Below are 24,257 nucleotides of genomic sequence, written 5' to 3' on the forward strand. Positions count from 1 at the left end.
ATCAAGGGGCGGGCGGACGGCATACGCGCTCGTGCGTGCATGGTCGGGCTCGCGGCGACGCGCCGATAGACTTCGGCGGGTGAGCCTACGACTGTTCGACACCGCGACCCGAGAGCTGCGCGACTTCACGCCGCGCGAGGCGGGCAAGGTCGGCATGTACATCTGTGGCCTCACGACGCAGGGTGCACCGCACATCGGGCACATCCGTTTCGCCGTCGCCTTCGACGTGCTGCGCCGCTGGCTCGAGGTCGGTCACGGCTACGACGTCACACTCGTGCGCAACGTCACCGACATCGACGACAAGGTGCTGCGCAAGGCGGCCGAGGCCGGTGAGGACTGGTTCGCCCTGACCTACCGCAACGAGCGCCTCACCTCGCAGGCGCTCGACGCGCTCGGCGTCGAGCCGGCCACCTACGAGCCACGGGCGACCGGTCACGTCCCCGACATGGTGACCCTGATGGAGACGCTCATCGAGAAGGGCCACGCGTATGCCGCCCCCGACGGCAGCGGCGACGTGTACTTCGACGTGCGCTCGTGGCCCGAGTACGGCTCGCTGACGGGCCAGTCGCTCGATGACATGGTGGGCGCCGACGACGCCGACCCCCGCGGCAAGCGCGACCCGCGCGACTTCGCGCTGTGGAAGGGCCACAAGTCCGACGAGCCGGAGAGCGCCTCGTGGCCGACCCCCTTCGGCCCCGGCCGCCCGGGCTGGCACCTCGAGTGCTCGGCCATGGCCCGACGCTGGCTCGGCGACGAGTTCGACATCCACGGCGGCGGCATCGACCTGCGCTTCCCGCACCACGAGAACGAGCAGGCGCAGTCCCGCGCGGCCGGGCTCGGTTTCGCCCGCTACTGGCTCCACAATGCGTGGGTCACGGTCAAGGGCCAGAAGATGGGCAAGTCCCTCGGCAACGCCCTCGAGGTGCGTCACCTGCTCGAGCAGACGCGGCCCATCGTGCTGCGCTACTACCTCACCGCCGCGCACTACCGCTCGATGATCGAGTACCACCCCGGCTCCCTCGAGGAGGCCGCGGCCGCCGTCGAGCGCATCGAGGGCTTCCTCGAACGCGCGGCGCGGCGCGGCGCGATCGTGCCCCTGGGGGCCGTCGCGCTCCCGGCCGCCTTCGTCGCCTCGATGGACGACGACCTCGGCGTCAGCGGGGCGCTCGCCGTCGTGCACGACACGGTGCGCGCCGGCAACAGTGCCCTCGACGAGGACGACGACGAGGCGGCCCTCGAGGCGGCGGCCGCCGTCGTCGCCATGACCGAGGTGCTCGGCATCAACCCGCTCGCCGCGCACTGGGGCTCCGGTGGCAGTGGCGAGGACGCCGCCGCCGAGCTGGCCCTCGAGGCACTCGTCCGGGCCCAGCTCGACGCCCGCCAGGTGGCCCGCCAGGAGCGCGACTTCGAGCGGGCCGACGAGATCCGCGACACGCTCACGGCGGTCGGCATCGAGATCACCGACACCCCGTCGGGCGCCCAGTGGTCGCTGGCCCGACCGGCGCGCGGCGAGGCCGACACGACCGCCACCGACACGACCACCGACCACCCCACCGCGGCCGTCCGGGCCGAGAAGGCACAGGGCTGACATGCCAGGCAACTCCCAGCGGCGCGGCGCCATCCGCAAGAACAGCAAGGGCGCGACCGTGGGCTCCGGTGGCCAGCGCCGCCGCGGACTCGAGGGCAAGGGCCCCACGCCCAAGGCCTCCGAGCGCGAGTACCACCCCGCCCACAAGCGCGCCAAGGCCGCCGCGAAGCGGTCCGGCTCCGGTGCCTCCGGACCGGGCGGACGCGGCCAGGCCCGCTCGAAGAGCCGCAGCAAGGCCTCGAGCGAGATGGTCTACGGCCGCAACTCCGTCGTCGAGGCGCTGCGAGCCGACGTGCCGGTGGCGACGATGTACCTCGCCACCCGCATCGACACCGACGACCGGGTGCGCGAGGCGCTCAAGATCGCGACCGAGCGTGGCCTCGCCATCCTCGAGACGCCCCGTGGCGAGCTCGACCGCCTCACCGACGGCGGCGTGCACCAGGGCATGGCGCTGCAGGTGCCGCCCTACGAGTACGCCCACCCGAACGACCTCATCGACCCCGAGATGCCCGGCATCCCGCTCGTCGTGGCGCTCGACGGCATCACCGACCCGCGCAACCTCGGCGCCATCGTGCGCTCCGTGGCGGCCTTCGGCGGCCACGGCGTCGTCGTGCCCGAGCGCCGCTCGGTCGGGATGACCGCGTCGGCGTGGAAGACGTCGGCCGGTGCTGCGGCCCGCATCCCGGTGGCGCGCGCGAGCAACCTGACCCGCGCCCTCGAGGAGTTCAAGAAGGCCGGCTTCTTCATCCTCGGTCTCGACATGGACGGCGACGTCGAGCTGCCCGAGCTCTCCCTTGCGACGGAGCCGCTCGTCATCGTCACCGGGTCGGAGGGCAAGGGGCTCTCGCGCCTCGTTCGCGAGACGTGCGACCAGATCGTGTCGATCCCGATGAGCTCTGCCGTCGAGTCGCTCAACGCCGGGCTGGCCACGGGCGTCACCCTCTACGAGATCGCCCGCCAGCGCCGCCGCTGATGGCGGCCGGCCGCGGGGTCGGTCGGTCGGTCGGCCGGTCGGTCGGTCGGCCGTTGGCCGCCCGGCCGTTGGGCGCCCGTCGGCCGAGGTCACGATCCGGCCACTGGTGACCGTCCGGCATACGCTCCGGGAACTCCGACGGGCCGCCCGACGCTGGTCAAGTGGTGCTCGATACAGTGCTGTCGACCTCCACTACGCCCTGTAGTACGCCGTGACTGCCGGTGAGGGCGCGCAACTGAGCGCTGCGGCTCCGCAGCGGGACCGACCGAAGGACAAGATTCGTGGCGAAGAGCAACCGTGCCGAGACGGCCGCCAGGGCAGCGCAGCTGCGCGCCGAGGCCGCCCGCAAGGACCGTCAGCGCACGCAGGTCATCGCCGCGTCGGTCGCCGTCGTCGTCGTCGTGATCGCGGTCGTCCTGGGGATCGTCATCTCCAACCGACCCAAGGATGCTCCCGCGGCCAGCGGCGGCGCGGCCGCCCTCGCCACGCTCGAGAAGCTGCCGGCGTCCCTCTTCGACCAGGCTCCCGCGCCGACCCCGGAGCAGGCGCCCGCCAAGCTCCAGGGCGGCACGGCACTGACCCAGGACGGCAAGCCGAAGGTGCTCTACGTCGGCGCCGAGTACTGCCCGTTCTGCGCGATGGAGCGCTGGGCGCTCATCGGCGCGCTGTCCCGTTTCGGCACGTTCATCGGTGTCACCGAGACGACGAGCTCGAGCGACGACGTCCACCCGAACACCCCGACGTTCTCCTTCAAGGACGCGAAGTACACCAGCGACGCCGTCGCGTTCGAGGCCGTCGAGACCCAGGACCGCAACAAGCAGCCGCTGCAGACCCTGGACGGCGAGAACCTCGCGCTCTTCCAGAAGTTCAACCCCGGCGGCGGCATCCCGTGGATCACCTACGGCGGCACCCACGCCACCGACGGCGCGACGGTCGACGCCAACGCCTTCGAGGGCAAGACCTACGACCAGATCATCGCCGGCATCCAGGACCCGACGTCCGACATCGGCAAAACGGTGACGCCGGCCATCAACATGATCACCGCCCAGATCTGCGACCAGACCAAGGGCCAGCCCGCCAACGTCTGCACGAGCCAGGGCGTGTCCTCCGCGTCCGTGCTGCTCAAGCGGTGACGGCGGCGTGAGCCCGCAGCGTGACGACGTGACGACGGCCGACGGTGCCCCGGTCGGTGCCGGGCGAGTCCGGCCCGGGTGGCTCGCCCCGGTGTCCGTCGGCCTCGCTGTCGTCGGGCTGATCGTCTCGGTCTACCTGACGTTCGAGCACTTCACGGCCAACGCGACCCTCGCCTGCAGCATCGGCGGCGTCATCGACTGCGCGAAGGTGACGACGAGCGCGTGGAGCACCTTCATGGGTGTGCCCGTGGCGCTGCTCGGCCTCTTTTTCTTCGTGGTGACCCTGGGCCTGTGCCTGCCGTCGGTCTGGCGGCGTCCCGAGCCGTGGCTCGACGCCGTCCGCCTCGCCTGGCTCACGATCGGTCTCGGCATGGCGCTCTACCTCGTGTGGGCCGAGCTCTACCGGATCCATGCGATCTGCCTGTGGTGCACGGCCGTCCACGTCGTGACGTTCCTGCTCTGGATCGTCGTCCTCTTCGGCCAGATCCTCTCGGGCCCGGCCGACGACCTCGCGACCAGCACCGACGACGACGCCTTGGCAGGTTGAGGTGTGCCGTCGCGCCGGGCCGCGACGAAGCACCTCGACCCGACGGGGCCGCGTCCTCAGTCGAAACGGCCGATGACCGGCATCTCCTCGGTGTCGACGCCGACCACGGACTTCTCCTCGGGCTTCGTCGGCAGCACCGTCGCGACGTAGTCGCGCAGCGCTTCCTCGATGGGAGTGTCGTGCCCGGCGCGCTCGCTCATGTACCAGCGGTGCTCCAGGACCTCGTGGAAGATCTCGGCCGGCTCGAGGCGCCCGGTCAGCTCGCGGGGCACGGCACGCGTCACCGGCTCGTAGATCTTGGCGAGCCAGTCGTGCGCGACGATCTCCTCGTCGTCACCCTGACGGTCGGTCGCGGCGGTGTACGCGTCGAGGTCGTTGAGCAGGCGGCGGGCCTGGTTCTCGCCGACGTCGAGGCCGGTCAGGCGCAGCAGGCGGCGGGAGTGGTGGCCCGCATCGACGACCTTCGGGGTGATGACGATCTCGGTGCCGCCGATGTCGGTCGTCATCGACAGCTCGTCGACGTCGAAGCCGAGCTCGTTGAGGCGCCGGATGCGCTCATCGACCCGCCAGCGGTCACCGAGCTCGAAGCGCTCCGTGCCGGTGAGGGCGTTCCAGAGCGTGTGGTAGCGCTCGATGACCGACGCAGACACCTCGAAGGGGTCGGCGTGCTCCTCGAGGAAGCCCCCGGCCGCGAGGTCCATGAGCTCCCCGGCGATGTTGACCCGCGCGATGTCGAGGTCGTGCTCGCGCTGGCCGTCGGACAGCCGTGCGTGCAGCTCACCCGTCTCGGCGTCGACGAGGTAGGCGGCGAAGGCGCCCGCGTCACGCCGGAAGAGCGTGTTGGAGAGGGACACGTCGCCCCACCAGAAGCCCTCGAGGTGCAGGCGCACGAGGAGGACCGCGAGGGCGTCCATGAGACGCACTGCGGTGTCGGGCCTGAGGTTCTGGCTGTAGAGGGCGCGGTAGGGCAGGGAGAACTGCAGGTGGCGCGTGATGAGGCAGGCGTCGAGCGGCTCCCCGTCGGGCGCCGTGCGACCGTGGACCACACCGAACGGCTCGACCGACGGCACGTCGAGGCGACGCAGGTTGCGCAGCATGGCGTACTCGCGGTCGGCGATGTCGTCCTTGATCTCCTTGACGGCGAGGACACGCGGCCCGAGCTTGACGAAGCGCACGACGTGACGCGAGATGCCACGGGGGAGCGCGGCGAGGTAGCTCTCGGGCCACTCCTCGAGCGGTGTCGACCACGGCAGGTCGAGCAGGGCGGACTCGGGCCTGGCGGTGGTGATCTCGAGCGTCACGCGTTCATCGTGGCACGGTCGCGCGACAGGCGTCGATCAGCCCAGAGCGCAAGGGCGGCCAACGCCAGGAAGAGGAGGGCGATGACGGCGCAGTTGAGCAGGGTGCGGCCCAGGCCGATGGCGCCGACGTCGAGGAAGGGGTAGGGGTACCAGTCAACGAGCGGTCCGAGGGCGAGGGTGGCCACGAGCCAGAGGGCCGGCCAGATGAGCGCGGGCAGCAGGTCCTCGCGGGTGACCTTGCCTCGCGGTCCGAAGACGGCCCAGCCGACGAAGGTGAGGACCGGTACGACGATGTGGAGGAGGCGGTCGCAGATGAGCGAGCCGGTCGTGTAGCTCGGCGACGGGGGCAGTGCGATGGCTGCGACGATTCCGGTCACCGTGATCCCGACCAGGGACGCGAGTCGGACGACACGGAAGACCTGCGACTCGATGCGTCCGCGCACGATGAGGAACGTCGAGACCGCGACGAGGACGTTCGACTGGATCGTGAAGTAGGAGAAGAAGCGCCGCACCTGCTCGGGCCGGGCGGTCGTCACCGCGCTCGAGTCGAGGATGTTGTCGCCCGTCGCCACGAGGTAGAGCTGGAAGACGAGCGCGAAGACCGCGACGACGAGCGTCGCGACGTGCCAGTACCGCCCGATCGTCCATGTGGTCACACACGGAGCCTAGGGCGTGCCGATGTCACGGTGCCGGATGTTGTCCAGCGTTGCGCCACGACGATGCCGGGCCGGCACCCGGGACGGGTGCCGGCCCAGCGGCGTGATGCGGAGGTATGCGGGTGGCTCAGTCGCCGACGCGCAGCCCCGACTCGGCGTTGAAGACGTGCACGTGGCCCGACTTCGGCTTGAGGTAGATCTTGTCGCCCTTCTCCGGGGGACGACGACCGTCGACGCGGGCGATGAACGGCACGGCGCCGGCGTTCTCGCCGGTGGCCTCGAGCAGCTTCTGCTCGGTGGAGCCGTAGATGTAGGCGTCGGCGCCGAGCTCCTCGACGACGTCGACCGTGACGGGGATGCCCGACTGGTCGGACGACAGCTCCAGGTCCTCGGGACGAACACCGAGCGTGACGTTCTTGCCGACGTTGGCGAGGTCCTCACGCGCCACGGGGACCGTGTGGCCGTGCAGGTCGACGCCACCGTCGGTGACCGGCACCTCCATGAGGTTCATGGCCGGCGAACCGATGAACCCGGCCACGAAGACGTTGGCGGGGTGGTCGTACATGCGGCGCGGGCTGTCGCACTGCTGGAGGATGCCGTCCTTGAGCACCGCGACGCGGTCACCCATCGTCATGGCCTCGACCTGGTCGTGCGTGACGTAGACCGTCGTGACGCCCAGGCGGCGCTGGAGCGAGGCGATCTGCGTGCGGGTCTGCACGCGGAGCTTGGCGTCGAGGTTGGACAGCGGCTCGTCCATGAGGAAGACCTGGGGGGAGCGCACGATCGCGCGACCCATCGCGACGCGCTGGCGCTGACCACCGGAGAGGGCCTTCGGCTTGCGGTCGAGGTACGGCGTCAGGTCGAGGATCTTGGCGGCCTCTTCGACGCGCTTGCGGATCTCCGCCTTGTCGACTCCGGCGATCTTGAGCGCGAAGCCCATGTTGTCGGCGACCGTCATGTGCGGGTAGAGCGCGTAGTTCTGGAAGACCATCGCGACGTCGCGGTCCTTGGGGGACAGGTTCGTCACGTCGCGGTCACCGATGAGGATGCGTCCGCCGTTGACCTCCTCGAGGCCGGCGAGCATGCGCAGAGAGGTGGACTTGCCACACCCGGAGGGGCCGACGAGGACGAGGAACTCCCCGTCCGCGATCTCGATGTTGAGCTTGTCGACGGAGGGAATCGGGTTCCCGGGGTACTGCCTCGTCGCGTTGTCGAACGTCACTGTTGCCATGGCTTCATTGCCTTCCTTCACCGGCAGGAACGTGCCGGACGATCCGTTGTAAAGGTGTGCCTGCCCGAGTGAGCAGGCATCGACATCATGACCCATGGCCGGCCCGAAGACCACCCCCGTCCCAGCCACGCGCCGCTGACCTGCGGTTTCACGTCGTGTCCAGAACGTTGCAAAAAATTGCAGCAAGCGGGTTCCCGGTGTCTGCAACTTCTTGCTAGATTCCGGGGCACCGGTGGCGGCGTGTGCCACCTGGCTTCAAAGGAGAATCCATGCACAAGCGTGCGCTCGGCGCTGCTGCCGTCACGGGTGTTGCCGCCCTGGCCCTCAGCGCCTGCGGTGGGTCCAGCCCCACCACCCCGTCCGACACCGGCGCCGCCGGCACGAGCAAGGCGGCGACGACGACCGGCACCCCGGAGACGCCGAGCGGCACCGCTGCTCCCGTCCGTGACGCCAACGTCGACCTCGTCATCTGGACCGACGCCGACCGCTCCGCGGCCGTGCAGAAGTACGCCGACCAGTTCGCCGCCGAGAACGGTGTGACCGTCAAGGTCCAGATCTCGACCGACACCCGCGCCCAGTTCAAGGACGCGACCAAGGTCGGCAAGGGCCCCGACGTCATCGTCGGTGCCCACGACTGGCTCGGCGAGCTCGTCCAGAACTCGACGGTCGCGCCGGTGAACCTCAGCTCCGACGTCGCGGCGAAGTTCCTGCCGAAGGCGATCGAGGCCACGAAGTTCAACGGCCAGTCCTACGGCGTTCCCTACGCCGTCGAGAACATCGGCCTCATGTACAACAAGGACCTCGTTCCGAACCCGCCCAAGACCATGGACGAGCTCGTCGCCACCGGCGAGAAGCTCGTCAAGGAGGGCAAGGCCAAGCAGGTCCTCAGCCAGTTCGTCTCCAAGGTCGGCAACGCGTACTTCGCCTACCCGTACCTCTCGGCGTTCCCCGAGGGCGGCATCTTCGCCATCAAGCCCAACGGCGACTACGACCCGAACAAGGTCATCGTCAACACCCCCGACTCGATCAAGGGTGGCGACGTCCTCGCCGAGCTCGGCAAGAAGAAGGTCCTCTCGACCAACGTCGACGACACGAACCAGGACGCGCTCTTCGACACGAAGGCCACCCCGTTCATGATCTCCGGCCCGTGGAGCGTCGCCAAGGCGAAGGAAGCCGGCGTCAACTACGGCATCGCCCCGCTGCCGAGCCTCACCGGTGGTGGCGCCATGCGTCCGTTCCTCGGTGTCCAGATGTTCTACGTCTCGAGCAAGGCCAAGAACGCCGCCCTCGCGCAGGAGTTCGTCACGAACTACATCCCCCGCAAGGACGTCCAGCTGGCGCTCTTCGAGGTCGGCAAGCGTCCGCCGGCTCTCAAGGAGGCCTACGCCGAGGTCGCCGCGAGCGACCCCGACGTCAAGGCCTGGTACGAGGCCGGCATCGACGGCTCGCCCATGCCGAACATCCCCGCGATGAACTCGGTGTGGGGCCCCTTCGGCCAGGCGACGGCCGACATCATCGCCGGCAAGGCCGGCGCGAAGGAGCGTCTCGACGCTGCTGCCAAGGAGATCACGGCGAACATCGCCAAGGGCTGAGCTCCTCAGTCTGACAAGGGTTCCGGGGTCCGTCCTGAGGGCGGACCCCGGAGACCCGGCCCGCGCACGGGCCACCGGGGAGCTCCGCGAGGGCTCCCCTTCGTGCACCTACGGCAACGGCGCCGGGTCGGCGCAAAAGGACGTGTCACATGACCAAGCCCATCGCTCTCGCGATCAAGTGGGTTCTCATCGTCGCGACGCTGGCCGGCATCCTGTGGATCGCCACCAGGCTCGCGCAGGCAGGCAACACGATGGCCGTCGTCATCGCGGGACTCGTCGGGATGGGCATCCTGGCCGTCTACGCCACGCGGCGCTCGGTGCCCCTCAAGTACCTCGTCCCGGGTCTGCTGTTCATGATCCTGTTCCAGCTGTGGCCGGTGCTCTACACCGCGAGCCTCTCGACGACGAACTACGGCGACGGGCACCTCTACAGCAAGCAGGAGTCGGTCACCGACATCATCGCCCAGTCGGTGCGTGAGGTTCCTGACACCCCGCGCTACAAGATGTCGGTCGCGATCGCCGAGGGCGGCGACCCCGTCACCGCAGACCTCGTGCTGCTGCTCACCAAGCCCGACGGAAGCACGTACGTCGGCGAGACGACCGGACTCAAGCCGCTACCCCCGGCCGGTGTCGAGAAGACCTCCATCGGCAAGATCACCAAGGCGCCCGGCTACACCGTCCTCACCGCCAAGCAGGCGAACGCCCGGAGCAAGGACCTGTCGGCCATCGCCGTACCGACGAGCGACGGGGGCGGCATCAAACCGGTCGGTCTCTCCGAGGCCTTCGAGGGCAAGGCGACGGTCACCTACGACGCTGCCGCCGACAAGCTGACCGACGCGGGCACGACACCGCCGACGGTCTACGCGCCGAAGGACGCGAAGTGGGTCAACGTCGCCGACGCGACCCAGTCCTTCCCGCAGGGCTGGAAGGAGAACATCGGGCTCGCGAACTACTCCCGCATCTTCACCGACAGCACGATCCGCAGCGGCTTCCTCAGCATCTTCATCTGGAACATCGCCTTCGCCATCCTGTCCGTGCTCACGACGTTCCTGCTGGGGATGCTCATCGCGCTGCTCTTCAACGACCCGAGGCTGCGCGGCAAGGCGATCTACCGGTCGCTGCTGATCCTGCCGTACGCCCTGCCGGGCTTCGTGACGGCGCTGGTGTGGAAGGGCATGTTCAACCAGGACTACGGCATCATCAACCAGACGCTGAACATCTCGGTCGACTGGCTGGGCACCCCCGCCGGGGCCAAGGCCGCGATCCTCATCACGAACCTCTGGCTGGGCTTCCCGTACATGTTCATCGTCTGTACGGGCGCGCTCCAGTCGATCCCGCAGGACGTGCGTGAGGCCGCGACCATCGACGGAGCCAACGCCTTCCGGACGCTTCGCTCGATCATCATGCCGTTGCTGCTCGTGGCCGTCGGGCCGCTGCTCCTCGCGTCGTTCGCGTTCAACTTCAACAACTTCGGGCTCATCTACCTGCTCACCAAGGGTGGCCCGTTCAACGGTGCCGACACGAGCATCGGCTCGAGCGACCTGCTCATCACGTATGCGTTCCGCCTGGCCTTCTCGGGCAGCGCGCCCAACTACGGCTTCGCTGCGGCGGTGTCCGTGATCATCTTCCTGCTCGTGGCGCTGATGAGCATCCCGGGCTTCCGTCGCACCAAGGCTCTCGAGGAGGTCAACTGATGTCGACCGTCAACGCCCCTGTCCCTGCCGACCCGCGCATGGACGCCCGCGTCTCGGAGGAGACCGGCACCACCACGACCCCGGCCTCACCCAAGCGCGGCGGCTTCGGTGGCTCGGTGTGGTGGCGTCATGCCCTGGGCATCCTCGCCCTGATGTGGGCGCTCTTCCCGATCCTCTTCATCTACTCCGCCGCGACGAACCCCAGCGGCACGCTGAACACGGCGAGCCTGTGGCCCTCGGGCTTCTCGACGAAGAACTTCACCGACCTCTTCAACGACAGCTCTCGTCCGTTCTGGACCTGGTACAAGAACTCGATGATCATCTCGTTCGTCGGGGCGCTCGGGGCGGTCTTCCTCGGGGCGTGTGCGGCGTTCGCCTTCTCGCGCCTGCGGTTCAAGGGCCGTCGCGGCGGCATGATGTTCCTGCTGCTGACGACGTTCTTCCCGGCGCTGCTCGCCATCGTCGCGACGTACATCATCTTCGCGGCCATCGGTGACGTGCTGCCGGCGCTCGGCCTCAACACCGTCACCGGTCTGATCCTCGCGTACCTCGGTGGCGCGCTCGGTGCCAACGTCTGGCTCCTCAAGGGCTACTTCGACACCGTGCCGCGCGAGCTCGACGAGGCGGCGATCGTCGACGGCGCGAGCCACGCGCGGATCTTCTTCACGATGACGCTGCGACTGGTCATGCCGATCCTCGTGACGGTCTTCATGCTCGTCTTCGTCGGCCTCTACGGCGAGTTCATGCTGGCGAGCGTCTTCCTCACCGACGTCGACAACCAGACGCTCGGTGTCGGCCTCTACGGCATGACGCTCGGCAACGACGCGAACACCCTCTTCGGGCGCTTCACGGCCGGGGCCCTGCTCGGCTCGATCCCCGTCATGCTGCTCTACCTCGCCTTCCAGCGTCAGCTGGTCGGTGGCCTGACCACGGGATCCGTGAAGTGACGGGTGCCCCGACCCGCCAGCAGACGTGGCTGAGCCAGCCGCACCACGACGGATCGGGGCGGTACGTCTCCGACCAGGCGCCCCGCCTCGGTGACCGCGTCGACGTGCTCGTTCGGGTCCCGCTCGACGCCGGGGTCGAGGCCGTCCACGTGCGCACCTCGCCCGACGGTGAGGTGACCTTCACCGTGGCGCGCAAGGTCCGTACGACGGGCGTCGACGACTGGTGGCGTGCCTCCCTGACCTGCCACAACCCGGTGACGAACTACCGCTTCCTGCTCACGGGCGGCCCGACGAAGTACGTGTGGCTCAACGGGACCGGCGTCCACGAGCGGGACGTCCCTGACGCGAGCGACTTCCGTCTCGTGGCCCACGCGAGCCCGCCGCCCGAGTGGGCGCTCGGGGCCGTCGTCTACCAGATCTTTCCCGACCGGTTCGCGCGCTCGAAGGGCGCCGACCGGCACTCGACGCCCGAGTGGGCCGTGGCCGCCGCGTGGTCCGACCCGGTCGACCTCAGCCCGAAGGGCGTCGCCCACCAGCTCTACGGCGGCGACCTCGACGGCATCACCGAGCACCTCGACCACCTCGAGTCGCTCGGCGTCGACGTCGTCTACATGACGCCGTTCTTCCCGGCGCGCTCCAACCACCGCTACGACGCGTCGTCGTTCGAGCAGATCGACCCGCTCCTCGGCGGGGCCCCGGCCCTGCGCCGGCTCACCAAGGCCGCCCACGAGCGCGGGATGAAGGTGATGGGCGACTTCACGACGAACCACACGGGCAACGCCCACGAGTGGTTCCTCAAGGCGGCCGGTCCCGGCGGGAAGAACACCCCGGAGCGGGACTACTACATCTGGGAGGACGGCACCTACGTCGCCTGGCTCGGCGTCCCGTCCCTGCCGAAGCTCAACCACCTCAACACCGCTCTGCGCCACCGCATCTTCGAGGACCCCCAGGGGGTCGTACGCAAGTGGCTGGGTCGCTCGGGCGGGCTCGACGGATGGCGTGTCGACGTCGCGAACATGACCGGTCGCTGGCGTGCCACCGACGTCAACCACGACGTCGCCCGGCAGATGCGTGACGTCATGGGTCGCGTTGCGCCGGACGCCCTGCTCGTCGGGGAGCACTTCCACGACTACACGCCCGACATGCCCGGTGACGGCTGGCACGGTGTCATGAACTACGCCGGCTTCTGCAAGCCGGCGTGGACGTGGCTGCGTGAGGAGCCGAAGGACCCGCGCTTCCTCGGCGCCCCGGTGCCGCTGCCCCTGCTCGATGCGGGTGCGGTCGTCGAGACGATGCGCGACTTCACGTCACGGATCGCCTGGCAGTCGCTCGTCCACTCCTTCAACCTCGTCGGGTCCCACGACGTCCCGCGGATCCGGACGCTCGTCGGCCGCGACTCAGTCGAGACGGCGGTCGGCCTGCTCATGACCTTCCCGTCGATGCCGATGATGACCTACGGCGACGAGGTCGGCATGGAGGGCACCTTCGGCGAGGACGGGCGTCGTCCGATGCCGTGGGACGAGAACGCTTGGGACGCAGACACGCTCGCCGTCTATCGCGGCCTCATCCACGCGCGTCAGCGCTCGGTCGCGCTGCGGCGCGGAGGGCTGCGCTGGGTGCATGCCGAAGGCGACGCCATGGTCTACCTGCGGGAGACGCTCGACGAGGTGGCGCTGGTGCACGTCGCGCGCGCGGCGCACGAGCCGGTCGTGCTCGACCCGCGGCACCTCGCCGGGATCGAGTCCGGCGCACCGGCATACGGACCCGCTCCGAAGGTCGGCAAGCGTGCTGTCACACTGAGCGCCTCGGGTCCGAGCGTCAGCATCTGGACGTGGCGCCCGACCGACGATGGTCCACGCCACGTGCGACGAAGGGGGAGGTGAGATGAAGGCGCGACTGCGCGACATCGCCGACCAGGCGAGCGTGTCGGAGGCCACCGTGTCCCGCGTCCTCAACGGCAAGCCCGGGGTCGCCGAGTCGACCCGTCAGGCCGTGCTGACGGCACTCGACGTCCTGGGCTACGACCGGCCGAGTCGCTTGCGGCGCAAGAGCGCCGGGCTGGTGGGGCTCATCGTCCCCGAGCTGACCAATCCGATCTTCCCCGCGTTCGCGCAGATCATCGAGAACTCCCTCGCGCAGAACGGCTACACCCCGGTGCTGTGCACCCAGGTCGCCGGGGGAGTCCACGAGGACGACTACGTCCAGATGCTCCTCGAGCGCGGGGTCGCCGGCATCATCTTCATCTCCGGCCTGCACGCCGACACGACGACCGACTCGGCCCGCTACGTCGCGCTGCGTGACCGCAACCTGCCGCTCGTCCTCGTCAACGGCTACATCGAGGGTGTCGACGCGCCCTTCATCAGCAACGACGACGTGGCCTCGATGGGGCTCGCGCTCGAGCACCTCGTGAGCCTCGGGCACCGCGAGATCGGCCTCGCGGTCGGTCCAGACCGCTACGTGCCGGTCATCCGCAAGATCGCCGGGTTCCGCCACTCGATGCAGGAGCTGACGGGTCGCTCGGACGTCGACGACCTCATCGAGCGCTCCCTGTTCAGCGTCGAGGGCGGTGCGACCGCGGCCGGACGCCTCCTCGACCGCGGCGCCACAGCCGTCGTGTGCGGCTCGGACCTCATGGCGCTCGGCGCGATCCGCGAGGCCCGCAAGCGCGGCCTCAACGTGCCGCGCGACTTCTCGGTCGTCGGCTACGACGACTCGACGCTCATCGCCTTCACCGACCCACCCCTGACGACGGTGCGCCAGAGCGTCAACGCGATGAGTGCTGCGACCGTGCGCGCCCTGCTCGACGAGATCGCCGGGCAGCCTTCTCCCCGGGCGGAGTACGTCTTCCGCCCCGAGCTCGTGGTCCGCGGGTCGACCGGCGCCGTCCGACGCCACTGACCGCGCTCGCTCAGGCGACGACACGGCATACCGGATCGCCGACGGTTCGGGGGCCGTGGCGCCTGAGCGTGCGGGTACGTATGCCGGCTCGCCCGGTCGCGTCCGTCAGCTCGGGCTGTGGGCGGCGGAGCAGAGCTGCTCGAGGCGCGTCAGCAGGGCGGCCACCGCGTGCTCGTCGTCGACGCGGTAGCGGGCGGCCGTCGAGCCGGTGCCGACCTTGACCGTGACGTCCTCGGGTCGACGCATCCGCATGAACGCGTCCTCGTCGGTGACGTCGTCTCCGAGGTAGACGCGTGCCACCGCGCCCACGTGGCGGCCGAGGGCGGTGACCGCGGATCCCTTGTCCGCGTGGGAGACCGACAGCTCGAGCACCGACTTGCCCTTGAGCACCTTGACGCCGGGGTGGTCGAGGGCGACCCGCCGGGCGTCGGCGATCGCGGCGTCGCCGGTGTCGCGGGGGATGCCTCGGACGTGGACGACGACGGCGGCCGACTTGTACTCGATGCCGGCCTCGGGGTGGTGCTCCTTGACGAGGGCCTCGATGTCGGTGCGCAGCTCGGCGAGCGTCACCTCGTCATCGGGCGTGACGGCGGCGGCCTCCATGGCCTCGCGCACGGCGGGACTCGAGGACTCGGCCCCGTGGCTGCCGATGAGGACGATCGGCTCGTCCTCGGTGATGCCAGTGAGCTCACGCAGCGTGCCGAGGTCTCGCCCGGAGACGACGGCGACGTGCACGCCGGGCAGGCTCGCGAGCGACCGGAGCGTCTCGACGGTGCCCTCGACGGGGGTGGCCTGCATCGGGTCGGCGTCGAACGGCGCGAGCACTCCGTCGAAGTCCGTCGCCACGAGCAGGACGTCCGCGGAGGCCACGGCCTCGAGCGTCTCGGTGGTCGGCGCGCCGGTGCTCATGACAACCTCCCGTCCGTCGCGCTGGCGGATCCGTGGGTCGAGCCGCTGGTCGACCCGTCGGACGACTCGTCGCCCGACCCGTTGGACGACTCGCTGGGGGCCGGCATGAGTGGTGCCCCCTCCGCGAGCGGGGTGGGCCGCGGGCGCGACTCGGCGCTCGGCAACTCCGGCGCCGCGGCGAGCGCGGCGAGGTAGCGAGCCGCCCAGCGCTGGACGTCGTGGTCGGACACGCGGCGACGCAGCGCCTTCATGATCCGCTGCTTGTCCTTGGCCGGGGTGTTGATGGCGCGCAGGATCGTCTGCTTGAGCCCCTCGATGTCGTGCGGGTTGCAGGCGAAGGCCTGGTGCAGCTCGTGCCACGCGCCCGTGAACTCGGACAGCACGAGGGCGCCCCCGAGGTCATGGCGGCACGTGACGTACTCCTTGGCAACGAGGTTCATGCCGTCGCGGAGCGGGGTGACGAGCATGACGTCTGCGGCCTGGAAGAGGGCCGCCATCTCCTCGCGCGGGTAGGAGTGGTGCAGGTAGTGGACGGCCGGGGCGCCGATCTTGCCGAGCTCGCCGTTGATGCGGCCGACGGTCTGCTCGATCTCGTTCTTGAGGTTGCGGTAGGCGTCGACGCGCTCGCGGCTCGGGGTCGCGACCTGCACGAGCGTGACGTCGGGCGGCCCGATGCGGCGCTCGCTCAGCAGCTCCTCGTAGGCCTTGAGCCGGTGCCGGATGCCCTTGGTGTAGTCGAGCCGGTCGACGCCGAGCATGAGGACCTTGGGGTTGCCGAGGCTCTCGCGGATCTCGCGGGCGCGCTCCATGACGTCTGGGCGCTTCGCCAGCTCCTCGAGTCCCTGGAAGTCGACGGAGATCGGGATGGCCGCCGCCCGGACCTGGCGGTGGGCACCCTCGACGGTGACGCGGTCGCGCTTGGTCGCGGCGCCGAGCAGCTGGCGGCAGGCGCGCACGAAGTTGCGGGCGTCGGCCTGGCGCTGGAAGCCGAGGAAGTCGGCTCCGAGCAGGCCGTCGAGCAGCTGGGCCCGCCACGGCAGCTGCGCGAACAGCTCGACGGGCGGGAAGGGGATGTGGTTGAACCAGCCGATGCGCACGTCGGGCCGCAGGGCGCGCACGAGGGCCGGGACGAGCTGGAGCTGGTAGTCCTGCACCCACACGGTGGCGCCCTCGGCCGCGACCTCGGCGACGGCCTCGGCGAAGCGCCGGTTGACCGTCTGGTAGCTCGACCACCACTCGCGGTGGAAGGTCGCCGGCACGATGACGTCGTGGTAGATCGGCCACAGGGTGTCGTTGGAGAAGCCCTCGTAGTAGTCCCGGACCTCATCGGTCGACAGCGGCACGGGGTGCAGGTGGATGCCGTCCTCGTCGAACGGCTCGGGTGCCTCGCCGGCGTCTCCGGCCCAGCCGACCCAGGCGCCGGGCTGCGTGCGCATCACCGACTCCATGGCCGTGACGAGGCCGCCGGGACTGCGACGCCACTCGACCTCGCCGTCGTCCGTGACGACCTTGTCGACGGGCAGGCGGTTCGCGGCGATGACGAGGTCGTAGGTCGGCCGAGGGGTCGGCACGCAATCAGCTCCTGCTGCTCGAGGGGAGGGTACGGCCCTCGACGTACCCAGACCCGGGGGAGGGGCGCCGCGGGGCGCGATCGGTCCCACTCTAACGAGCGAACGGTGGCGCCCGGTGCGGTCCCGCTCTAGGGTCGATACAGGGCATCTCTGGTGGAGCGGGTGGCCGCCTGAGGGCATCGCGCCGAGGTGAAGGAGTCGCCGTGAAGATTTCTGACGTGCTGCGCAAGAAGGGCAGCGAGGTCATCACCATCCAGCCCGACGAGACGGTCGCCGGCCTGCTCGGCCTGCTGGCCGAGCACCGCATCGGCGCGGTCGTGGTCAGCACGGACGGCACGAGCGTGGACGGGATCGTCAGCGAGCGCGACATCGTCCGGCACCTCCACAGCACCGGCACGAGCGTGCTCGAGGCGCCGGTGTCGCAGATCATGACGAGCGAGGTCACCACCGGTTCGGCTGACGACAACATCGCCGACCTCGCCGGGACGATGACCGAGATGCGCGTGCGGCACGTGCCGATCGTCGACGCCGACGGCAAGCTCGCCGCCATCGTCAGCATCGGCGACATCGTCAAGCACCGGCTCTCCGAGCTCCAGTCCGAGCGCGACCAGCTGCGCGACTACATCAGCAGCTGACCGCTCGGGAGAACCGGACAGAACCGACGAGACAGGACACTCCGCGGCTTCCTGTCGCAGGGTTGATGTAGGGGCGCCCCGGTCGCATACCGTAGGGGCATGACTGCGTACGACCGGACCGAGCGGGTGCCCACCCCGCGGCCCGGCGCGCGCACCGGTGGTGTGCCCGTGGTCCCACGGCCTGGCGGGCCGGGGTCCCAGCAGCGGATCGGCCCCTACCGCCTCATCGAGGAGATCGGTGAGGGCGGCATGGGAGTCGTCCACCTCGCCCTCGACCCGCGCGGGCGTGCCGTCGCGATCAAGGTCCTCCGCGCCCACGTCGCGCACGACGCCGACGCCCGGCAGCGCCTCTCGCGCGAGGTCGACACCCTCTCGCGCATCCGCGACGCGCGGGTCGCGAGCGTCATCGACGCCGACGTCATGGCGCCCCGCCCCTACATCGTGACCCGCTACGTGCCCGGCCCCGCCCTCGACGAGGTCGTCGAGGACCACGGCCCGCTGGCCCCGGCGGACCTGCTTCGCCTCGCCCGAGGCATCGCCGAGGCGATCCGCGCCATCCACGCGTGCGGGGTCGTCCACCGCGACATCAAGCCGGGCAACGTCCTCATCGAGGACGGCGACCCGGTCCTCATCGACTTCGGCATCGCGCACCTGCAGGACGACGTGCGCCACACCGTCGGCGGGCTCGTCATGGGCACGCCCGGCTACCTCTCGCCCGAGCTCGTCGAGGGTGCCGCCATCACCGACGCCACCGACTGGTGGGGCTGGGCCGCCACGATCACGTATGCCGCGTCGGGCCGTCCGCCGTTCGGCCGCGCCCGCATGGATGCTGTGCTCACCCGCGTCCGCGCAGGTGACGTCGACCTGGAGGGCGTCGACCCGCGCCTCGTGCCGCTGCTGCGCGCGTCCCTCTCTCCCGACCCGCGGCTGCGCCCCCATGCCGACGAGGTCATCGCGGCGCTCGAGCTCTACGCCGCCGGCCGCGCGGCGACCGTGCCGACTCCCAGCGGCAACCCGTGGGACGACGGCCGCGTCAGCGCGACCCCCGGAGACACCCAGGTCGTCCAGCACGGCAGCACCGCCGTCATGCCGCCCGTCGGCGCAGCCGGCGCCGTGGGTGCGGTGGCGGCCGTGGCGAACCCGGTGCGATGGGCCCCGCCCCCGACTGGTCCGCGGTCGCCCGACCCCGACCCGGCGGCATACGACCACGGCTGGGACGACGAGCCCGCGTCGCCGGACGACTGGGGCGGTGCCCAGGCCTACGACGCGCGGCACGGGCGGGGCGGCCAGGCCGTCGAGCCGGCTCCGCAGGACGGCTACTGGCCCGACGACGAGTGGGACGAGGACGACGAGCCCGCGCAGCGCGAGGGCGACCCGCGCATCGGGCTGCCGATGCGCACCGGCCTGCTCGCCGCCGTGGCGATCGCCTGGGTCGGTGCCCTCATGGCGTGGCCGGGCATCGCCCTCGTCGTGCTCGTGGTCCTGTCAATCCTCGCCCGCGCCACCGACCGCTCGGTCACCGCGCTCGTCCTGCGCCGCTACGACTTCGGCCGCAGGCGCAGCGACGTGCCCTTCGCCGTCGTGTCGAGCCCGTGGCACCTCGTCGTCGGCATCATCGCGACCGGGGTCGGGCTGCTCCTACCCGTTGCGGTGGCGCTCGCCGGCGTCTTCGCGGCCGCGCTGCTCCTCGCCGGCACGCAGGGGACCGACCTCGGTCCCGGCGCGCCGATCACGCTCGCGATCGGCGGCACCCTCGGCCTGCTCATGCTGTGGTGGGGTCCCGGGGGTGCCTCGCTACGGCGCGGGTCACGCTCGATGGCGCGGCGGCTCGTGCCCGCCGGGCTGGCCGCGCAGATCGTGTCCGGGCTGCTCGCCGTCTTCGGCGTCGTGGCCGCGCTCGTGGCCCTGCGGCACGGGTCGAGCCTCACGTGGGACCCGTTCACGACGAACCCGTTCGGGAAGTGACGGCTCGGCGCACGAGTCGCTGAGCGAGCGGGTCCGGGCCGGTGGGGCCTCCGGGCGGCCACTGTCGGCGCCTGGTGCGTGTAGCGCATCGACCTGAATCCCAGGCCCGAAAAAAGATCACGGAAGTGTCTCGACGCGCCTTGTGCGCTGCGGAAACGTCCCGTACCGTCAATGCTCGGCGGCCTCGACTTCGGGTCGAACGGGAGCAGCACCATTCGGCTCCCGGGTCGCTTCGTCGCGTCCGGCTCCACACGAACGCTCCCACAACTTCACATGGACACCCATTAATCCGTTCCCTGAGCGCGCCGAGCCTCGCCAGCCAGGGATGTAGCCCACACCCGTGGGCCGGGCGAGGACGGGGGACCCAGTGTGGCCAGTGAGTGCATGTGTGTCGAAGCGCATGTCAAGAGGACGAGATCTGGTCTCGGGGTGAAGTCGCATCCGCGACGGGGCACCTGACGCCCCAACCCGACAGCTAACCCCGCAGGCGCGCGTCAGGAAGGATCACCCATGCAGTACATGTCCAAGCATGCTGCGGCCAAGAAGATCTCGGTCAAGCAGCGCGTCGCGGGAGTCGGAATCGCTGGAGCCGCCACCATCGTCGGTGGCATCGCCACGGGCGGGTCGGCCAAGGCCGCCTCGGTCTGGGACCGCGTCGCCCAATGCGAGTCCAGCGGCGACTGGCACATCAACAACGGCAACGGCTACTACGGCGGCCTCCAGTTCGTGCAGAGCACGTGGCGCGGCTACGGCGGCACGGCTTTCGCGCCGCGTGCCGACCTCGCCACGAGGGCTCAGCAGATCGCCATCGCGCAGCACGTGCTCGCCTCGCAGGGCCCCGGCGCCTGGCCGGTGTGCTCGAAGCGCGCTGGCCTGACGCGGGCCAACGGCGGTGCGACGACGGCCCCGGTCTCGCGGTCGACCGTCCGCAAGCCGGTGACGACGAAGAAGGTCGTCAAGAAGAAGACGTACGCGACGAAGCCGACGGTCAAGAACACCGCCAAGGGCGCCAAGGTCACCGTGCACGGTGGCGACACCCTCGGCAAGATCGCCGCGCGCTACCACGTGGCGGGCGGCTGGAAGGCGCTCTGGAAGGCCAACGGCGCCCGGGTGACCAACCCGAACCTCATCTTCGTGGGTCAGACTCTGCGACTCCCGTGAGTTCCTGATACAACTGAGCCGGACGGCCTCGCGCGACCAACCCCTGGGTTTGCGCGGGGCCGTCCTTCTCATGTCCGGTGTCGGCTCGCGTCCGGTGTTTGGGCGTATGCCGTCCGGCTCGGTTACGCTTTCGCCCGTCCGCGGCGCTCGCGCCGAGACGTGCTGGCGTGGCGCAATTGGTAGCGCACCTGTCTTGTAAACAGGCGGTTAGGGGTTCGAGTCCCCTCGCCAGCTCCCCGCTCATGTGGTCGATAGTGACCCTGACCTGCGGTCTCGCGGTCGTGGAGCGAGCTGGATGCTGTGGGCACGAGCGGACTCGCGCGGACGCGATTTCACTCCGGGATGGCACGTGGATCGCACGACGTGCCCGATCGTCTCCGCTGCCGAGCCAGTCTGGTTCGGGGGCTCGCCGTGCTCGGTAAGGCGAACCACCAGGGATTCGGTCACGGCTCGAGGCGCCAACTCGGCCCCTGTTCCCCGCTGTCGACGGACACAGCCATCTTCAACCGACGGTCTTCAACGATGCTTTCCGCAAGGCGCGCCGTGCCGCCGGACGAGATGACCTACGCGTCATGACGTGAGGCACACGGGAGCGACGCTGGCTGCCATGACCGGGGCCACCCTCGCGGAGCGGCAGCAGCGTCTCGGTCACTCGACCGTAGTTGCAGCCTTGCGTCACCAGCACGCTGCCCAGGGTCGGGATGCCGAGATCGCTGAGGCTCTCAGCCGACGTGCCGACGGTCGGTGGCGTTGACCCCGAGGACATGCCCCTCACGCGGAAGCGGAGCATCAGGCAGGAAATCGCCACGCCGCAGATGGCTCCGGCTGGACTCTGCAGCCCGCGGGCCTGGAAATCGGTGTGAGGAGGGCGCCGATCGCGTGTGACGATCATCGGGTGAACGATATTGCCGTGCGGGCTCAGCAGTTGCTCGAGGAGAACCAGTACCTCACGCTTGCGACCGCAGACGCGAGCGGCAGGCCGTGGTCCTCGACCGTCTGGTACGCGGCTTGGCAGCGGTCGCGGTCAGAGCAGTGGCTGGCGGTCGAGTTCATCTGGTTGTCGAGGCCGGAGGCACTGCACTCGAGGAACATTCTGCATCGACCCGAGGTAGGCATCAGCATCTTCAACAGCGCCCAGCCTGCTGGGACCGGTGACGGGCTCCAATTCGCTGCTCGTGCAGAGCTTGTCCCGTCAGCGCTGTTGGACGAAGCGGCTGAAGCGTTCTCGAGGGCTTCCTTGGCAGCTGGTGGCGGGGCATGGACGCGCGCCCAAGTCGAAGAGCCGGCACTGCCACGCCTCTATCGCGCGCGGACAGAGTCGGCGTACCTTCTCGGGAACGGCAACAGGGTCGAGCTTCCTCTCGCCTGAGGCCCGTGCAAGGCAGACCTGTCGACACGTCGGTAGCCGACGGGACTCACCCAACCTGGTCGTCCGGCGGACAACGTGACGAGCGCTCACCAAGCAGAAGCGTGAAAGCAGTCGTGGTCGACAGCCGGCGGATAGACGCAGGGGTCCGGCGCTCCGGTTCCGGGCTGCGTCAACCGCTGGATTAGCCGCGGGGGCAGGTTCATCCGTTCCGGTGCACCTCAGCTCGCTAGTGGTCTGGCTGCGAGGGCCAGATGGGGGGGCTTCCTCACTGGTGCGTAGATCCACGCCGCCGGCGAGGGATCTCAGCAGGAGCGACCCCGCATGGGCGCGGCGGGCGCCGACGCCGGGGCGCGACGGCGCGGTCTCGGTGTCGACTAGTACGTCACCGAATGGAGCGCCGCGGGCGACGTCCCCCACGACGGACCTCGTGCGTCTCTTCCGTGGCACGAAGGCCGTGACAGGATGGCCCCGTGGCGGCAACGGTGATCGCGATATACAGCACCAAGGGTGGTGTCGGAAAGACGACGACCGCTGTCAACCTCGCCTGGCAGGCGGCATCCGAAGGGCGAGACGTCCTCCTGTGGGACCTTGACCCGCAGGCCGCGGCGACCTGGCTCCTGCAGGTGAAGCCGCATCTGCGAGGAGGCGCCGAGGCGCTCGTGCGGGGCAGGAAGCCCGCGAACAAGGCGGTGCGCGAATCGAAGCTCGAGCGGATCGACGTGCTCCCCGCCGATGAGAGCTACCGTGACCTCGACATTGCCCTCGACGCGGCAAAGAAGTCGTCGTCCCGCGTGACGGAGGCACTGCGGCCCCTCCGCAGGCATTACGACGTCATCATCCTCGACACCCCGCCGGGTGCGTCGCTGGTCGCCGAGAACGCGCTGCGCGCTGCGGACGTCGTCGTTCTGCCGCTCATCCCGTCGGCGCTGGGGCTGCGCTCGCTGGAGCAGGTTCGCGGTGTGATCAAGGATGCCGGCGGCCACGTGAAACTCGTCGCGTTCCTCTCTCAGGTGGACCGACGAAAGCGCGCCCATGTGGAGGCGCTGGAGCAGCTTCCTGCGGCGCACAAGGAGGTCGGGGACGGCTACGTCGGCGCGAGCGTCGTCGTTGAGCGCATGGGCGAGCACCGCGCGCCCATAGGCGTCTACGCCCCGACCTCGGATTCTGCCAAGGCGTTCGCGGACCTGTGGAAGCGCGTCCGGCGCGCTTCTTGAGGCCGCGCTCGGGCTGGTTCGCATAGCCGGTACGAAACCGCGATCGACCCCCGGCCGCCCGGGCGAGGCGATCTATGAAGGGGCGACGAAGTCGCTCCGCTGCATCAGCCACGACGTGAGCACTCCGATCGAGCCCAATGTCGTGGGCACCGTCGAGCCCGCTGTCATGAACACTGCCGAGTCCGGCACCGCAGGACCATCAGCGCGTCGCGAGTTCGAGCGCCGCAAGGCCAAGCGTGAGAACGCCTCCGGGCCAAGCCCCCGAAACTCGGCGGCCTGATCCTCTGGCTTTCCGAGGAGGATGCCAAGAAGTACCGCAGCCGTCCTCACCTCAAGGTCGAAGGCGGCATCCGCCGGCCCGCACGGAACGCCTGCTCGTCGGTTCCCGCGACTGCACCAAACTCGTCGACGGAGTGCTCAAACAGGTCGACGTGCTGCGTGGACTGCTCGACATCGACGTCCCGGTCCACGGTGTGCTCTGTTTCGCCGAAGCAGACTGGCCCCTGATCGGCTGCAGCTTCACCACCTGTGGCGTTCAGGCCTGCTGGCCCAGCAAGCTCTCCTCCCAGTTCGAGGCAGAGGGCCTCTCCAGCGCGCCGACATGATCGCCGAGGTGCACCGGAAGCTAGCCCACGTGCTGCCAGCCGCCTGAAGCACCGCACGCGCCGAAACGCGCGGAATGGGCCATGTCACCGTGTCCACACCGTGCCCTGGGATCCAAGGCTGCCAAAGCACGGAACGTCGTGTTCCGCTCAGCAATCTCCGTTGGGCTCATGCATCCTTGGTCGCCGCGCACAGAAACACGCCGAACTCGCGGTCTGAACCGCCCCGGCATGTCGGGAGACTCCAAACCTTGGGAAGGTTGGAGTCATG

At 69.8% G+C, this 24,257-nt stretch carries 22 protein-coding genes, 1 tRNA gene and 1 riboswitch; of the genes, 17 read left to right on the forward strand and 6 right to left on the reverse strand.

Annotated elements, in window-relative coordinates:
* Positions 1–79: 79 nt before the first annotated feature.
* The 4 genes from cysS to NR112_RS20740 all read left to right on the forward strand — a co-directional run bounded on the left by cysS (position 80) and on the right by NR112_RS20740 (position 4,241).
* Entirely contained in the window at positions 80–1,588 is a 1,509-nt protein-coding gene (gene cysS / locus NR112_RS20725) for a cysteine--tRNA ligase (RefSeq protein WP_256796179.1), read from the forward strand.
* Position 1,589: 1 nt separating this feature from the next.
* Positions 1,590–2,561 (forward strand): 23S rRNA (guanosine(2251)-2'-O)-methyltransferase RlmB, encoded by a 972-nt coding sequence (gene rlmB, locus NR112_RS20730; RefSeq protein WP_256796180.1) that lies wholly within the window; start codon positions 1,590–1,592, stop codon positions 2,559–2,561.
* Positions 2,562–2,842: 281 nt separating this feature from the next.
* Positions 2,843–3,694 (forward strand): DUF929 family protein, encoded by an 852-nt coding sequence (locus tag NR112_RS20735; protein WP_256796181.1) that lies wholly within the window; start codon positions 2,843–2,845, stop codon positions 3,692–3,694.
* A gap of 28 nt (positions 3,695–3,722) precedes the next feature.
* The gene (locus tag NR112_RS20740; RefSeq protein ID WP_256796182.1) at positions 3,723–4,241 is read left to right on the forward strand and encodes a vitamin K epoxide reductase family protein; all 519 of its coding nucleotides are present in this window, start codon (positions 3,723–3,725) and stop codon (positions 4,239–4,241) included.
* A gap of 56 nt (positions 4,242–4,297) precedes the next feature.
* Here the strand turns inward: NR112_RS20740 and NR112_RS20745 are convergent, their stop codons facing one another.
* From NR112_RS20745 to NR112_RS20755, 3 genes are all read right to left on the reverse strand, one after another.
* Positions 4,298–5,542 (reverse strand): DUF4032 domain-containing protein, encoded by a 1,245-nt coding sequence (locus tag NR112_RS20745; RefSeq protein ID WP_256796183.1) that lies wholly within the window; start codon positions 5,540–5,542, stop codon positions 4,298–4,300.
* Positions 5,539–6,198 (reverse strand): Pr6Pr family membrane protein, encoded by a 660-nt coding sequence (locus NR112_RS20750; protein ID WP_256796184.1) that lies wholly within the window; start codon positions 6,196–6,198, stop codon positions 5,539–5,541. Before NR112_RS20750 ends, NR112_RS20745 begins: the two co-directional genes overlap by 4 nt.
* Before the next feature lie 127 nt (positions 6,199–6,325).
* Positions 6,326–7,429, reverse strand: coding sequence for an ABC transporter ATP-binding protein (locus NR112_RS20755; protein ID WP_028785824.1), 1,104 nt, complete (start codon positions 7,427–7,429; stop codon positions 6,326–6,328).
* A gap of 269 nt (positions 7,430–7,698) precedes the next feature.
* On the opposite strand from NR112_RS20755, the gene NR112_RS20760 reads away from it, so the two are divergent.
* From NR112_RS20760 to NR112_RS20780, 5 genes are all read left to right on the forward strand, one after another.
* Entirely contained in the window at positions 7,699–9,021 is a 1,323-nt protein-coding gene (locus NR112_RS20760) for a maltose ABC transporter substrate-binding protein (RefSeq protein ID WP_256796185.1), read from the forward strand.
* 149 nt (positions 9,022–9,170) lie between these two features.
* Complete coding sequence (locus NR112_RS20765) at positions 9,171–10,715, forward strand: ABC transporter permease subunit (RefSeq protein WP_256796186.1); 1,545 nt, start codon at positions 9,171–9,173, stop codon at positions 10,713–10,715.
* Entirely contained in the window at positions 10,715–11,662 is a 948-nt protein-coding gene (locus NR112_RS20770; RefSeq protein WP_256796187.1) for a sugar ABC transporter permease, read from the forward strand. The genes NR112_RS20765 and NR112_RS20770 overlap by 1 nt, the downstream gene beginning before the upstream one ends.
* Entirely contained in the window at positions 11,659–13,545 is a 1,887-nt protein-coding gene (locus tag NR112_RS20775) for a glycoside hydrolase family 13 protein (RefSeq protein ID WP_256796188.1), read from the forward strand. The genes NR112_RS20770 and NR112_RS20775 overlap by 4 nt, the downstream gene beginning before the upstream one ends.
* A gap of 1 nt (position 13,546) precedes the next feature.
* On the forward strand, positions 13,547–14,560 hold the full coding sequence (locus NR112_RS20780) for a LacI family DNA-binding transcriptional regulator (RefSeq protein ID WP_020145689.1): 1,014 nt from the start codon (positions 13,547–13,549) through the stop codon (positions 14,558–14,560).
* A gap of 105 nt (positions 14,561–14,665) precedes the next feature.
* Here NR112_RS20780 and otsB read toward each other — a convergent pair whose 3' ends face one another.
* Together otsB and NR112_RS20790 are read right to left on the reverse strand one after the other, a co-directional pair.
* Complete coding sequence (gene otsB / locus NR112_RS20785; protein ID WP_256796189.1) at positions 14,666–15,469, reverse strand: trehalose-phosphatase; 804 nt, start codon at positions 15,467–15,469, stop codon at positions 14,666–14,668.
* Positions 15,466–17,040 (reverse strand): trehalose-6-phosphate synthase, encoded by a 1,575-nt coding sequence (locus tag NR112_RS20790; protein WP_256796190.1) that lies wholly within the window; start codon positions 17,038–17,040, stop codon positions 15,466–15,468. The genes otsB and NR112_RS20790 overlap by 4 nt, the downstream gene beginning before the upstream one ends.
* Before the next feature lie 203 nt (positions 17,041–17,243).
* Here NR112_RS20790 and NR112_RS20795 point away from each other — a divergent pair, with 203 nt between their 5' ends.
* The 4 genes from NR112_RS20795 to NR112_RS20810 all read left to right on the forward strand — a co-directional run bounded on the left by NR112_RS20795 (position 17,244) and on the right by NR112_RS20810 (position 21,035).
* Entirely contained in the window at positions 17,244–17,675 is a 432-nt protein-coding gene (locus NR112_RS20795) for a CBS domain-containing protein (protein WP_256796191.1), read from the forward strand.
* Between the two features lie 99 nt (positions 17,676–17,774).
* Positions 17,775–19,640, forward strand: a complete 1,866-nt coding sequence (locus NR112_RS20800; RefSeq protein WP_256796192.1) for a serine/threonine-protein kinase — start codon at positions 17,775–17,777, stop codon at positions 19,638–19,640.
* A gap of 293 nt (positions 19,641–19,933) precedes the next feature.
* Positions 19,934–20,147, forward strand: a riboswitch (cyclic di-AMP (ydaO/yuaA leader).
* Between the two features lie 3 nt (positions 20,148–20,150).
* Complete coding sequence (locus tag NR112_RS20805; protein ID WP_256796193.1) at positions 20,151–20,801, forward strand: transglycosylase family protein; 651 nt, start codon at positions 20,151–20,153, stop codon at positions 20,799–20,801.
* 161 nt (positions 20,802–20,962) lie between these two features.
* Positions 20,963–21,035, forward strand: a tRNA-Thr gene (locus NR112_RS20810).
* Positions 21,036–21,303: 268 nt separating this feature from the next.
* On the opposite strand, the gene NR112_RS20815 is transcribed toward NR112_RS20810, so the two are convergent.
* On the reverse strand, positions 21,304–21,693 hold the full coding sequence (locus NR112_RS20815) for a hypothetical protein (RefSeq protein ID WP_256796194.1): 390 nt from the start codon (positions 21,691–21,693) through the stop codon (positions 21,304–21,306).
* A gap of 3 nt (positions 21,694–21,696) precedes the next feature.
* Between NR112_RS20815 and NR112_RS20820 the strand changes: the two genes are divergently transcribed.
* The 4 genes from NR112_RS20820 to NR112_RS20835 all read left to right on the forward strand — a co-directional run bounded on the left by NR112_RS20820 (position 21,697) and on the right by NR112_RS20835 (position 23,989).
* Positions 21,697–22,170, forward strand: a complete 474-nt coding sequence (locus tag NR112_RS20820) for a pyridoxamine 5'-phosphate oxidase family protein (RefSeq protein WP_256796195.1) — start codon at positions 21,697–21,699, stop codon at positions 22,168–22,170.
* Between the two features lie 470 nt (positions 22,171–22,640).
* Entirely contained in the window at positions 22,641–23,384 is a 744-nt protein-coding gene (locus NR112_RS20825; protein ID WP_256796196.1) for a ParA family protein, read from the forward strand.
* 115 nt (positions 23,385–23,499) lie between these two features.
* Positions 23,500–23,664 carry a hypothetical protein gene (locus NR112_RS20830; RefSeq protein ID WP_256796197.1) on the forward strand — a complete coding sequence of 55 codons (165 nt, stop codon included), beginning with the start codon at positions 23,500–23,502 and terminating at the stop codon, positions 23,662–23,664.
* A 133-nt stretch (positions 23,665–23,797) separates the two neighbouring features.
* A complete protein-coding gene (locus NR112_RS20835; protein ID WP_256796198.1) occupies positions 23,798–23,989 on the forward strand; it encodes a hypothetical protein in 192 nt (63 codons plus the stop codon).
* The last annotated feature ends 268 nt before the right edge of the window (positions 23,990–24,257 follow it).

The organism is Terrabacter sp. Ter38, assembly GCF_024519435.1.
Classification (GTDB): domain Bacteria; phylum Actinomycetota; class Actinomycetes; order Actinomycetales; family Dermatophilaceae; genus Terrabacter.

Excerpts from the sequence above, each read along its gene's own strand:
- rlmB (WP_256796180.1), top strand. The coding sequence starts at position 1,590 with ATGCCAGGCAACTCCCAGCGGCGCGGCGCCATCCGCAAGAACAGCAAG.
- NR112_RS20755 (WP_028785824.1), bottom strand. The coding sequence starts at position 7,429 with ATGGCAACAGTGACGTTCGACAACGCGACGAGGCAGTACCCCGGGAAC.
- NR112_RS20760 (WP_256796185.1), top strand. The coding sequence starts at position 7,699 with ATGCACAAGCGTGCGCTCGGCGCTGCTGCCGTCACGGGTGTTGCCGCC.
- NR112_RS20765 (WP_256796186.1), top strand. The coding sequence starts at position 9,171 with ATGACCAAGCCCATCGCTCTCGCGATCAAGTGGGTTCTCATCGTCGCG.
- NR112_RS20770 (WP_256796187.1), top strand. The coding sequence starts at position 10,715 with ATGTCGACCGTCAACGCCCCTGTCCCTGCCGACCCGCGCATGGACGCC.
- NR112_RS20780 (WP_020145689.1), top strand. The coding sequence starts at position 13,547 with ATGAAGGCGCGACTGCGCGACATCGCCGACCAGGCGAGCGTGTCGGAG.
- otsB (WP_256796189.1), bottom strand. The coding sequence starts at position 15,469 with ATGAGCACCGGCGCGCCGACCACCGAGACGCTCGAGGCCGTGGCCTCC.
- NR112_RS20800 (WP_256796192.1), top strand. The coding sequence starts at position 17,775 with ATGACTGCGTACGACCGGACCGAGCGGGTGCCCACCCCGCGGCCCGGC.
- NR112_RS20805 (WP_256796193.1), top strand. The coding sequence starts at position 20,151 with ATGCAGTACATGTCCAAGCATGCTGCGGCCAAGAAGATCTCGGTCAAG.
- NR112_RS20815 (WP_256796194.1), bottom strand. The coding sequence starts at position 21,693 with ATGATCGTCACACGCGATCGGCGCCCTCCTCACACCGATTTCCAGGCC.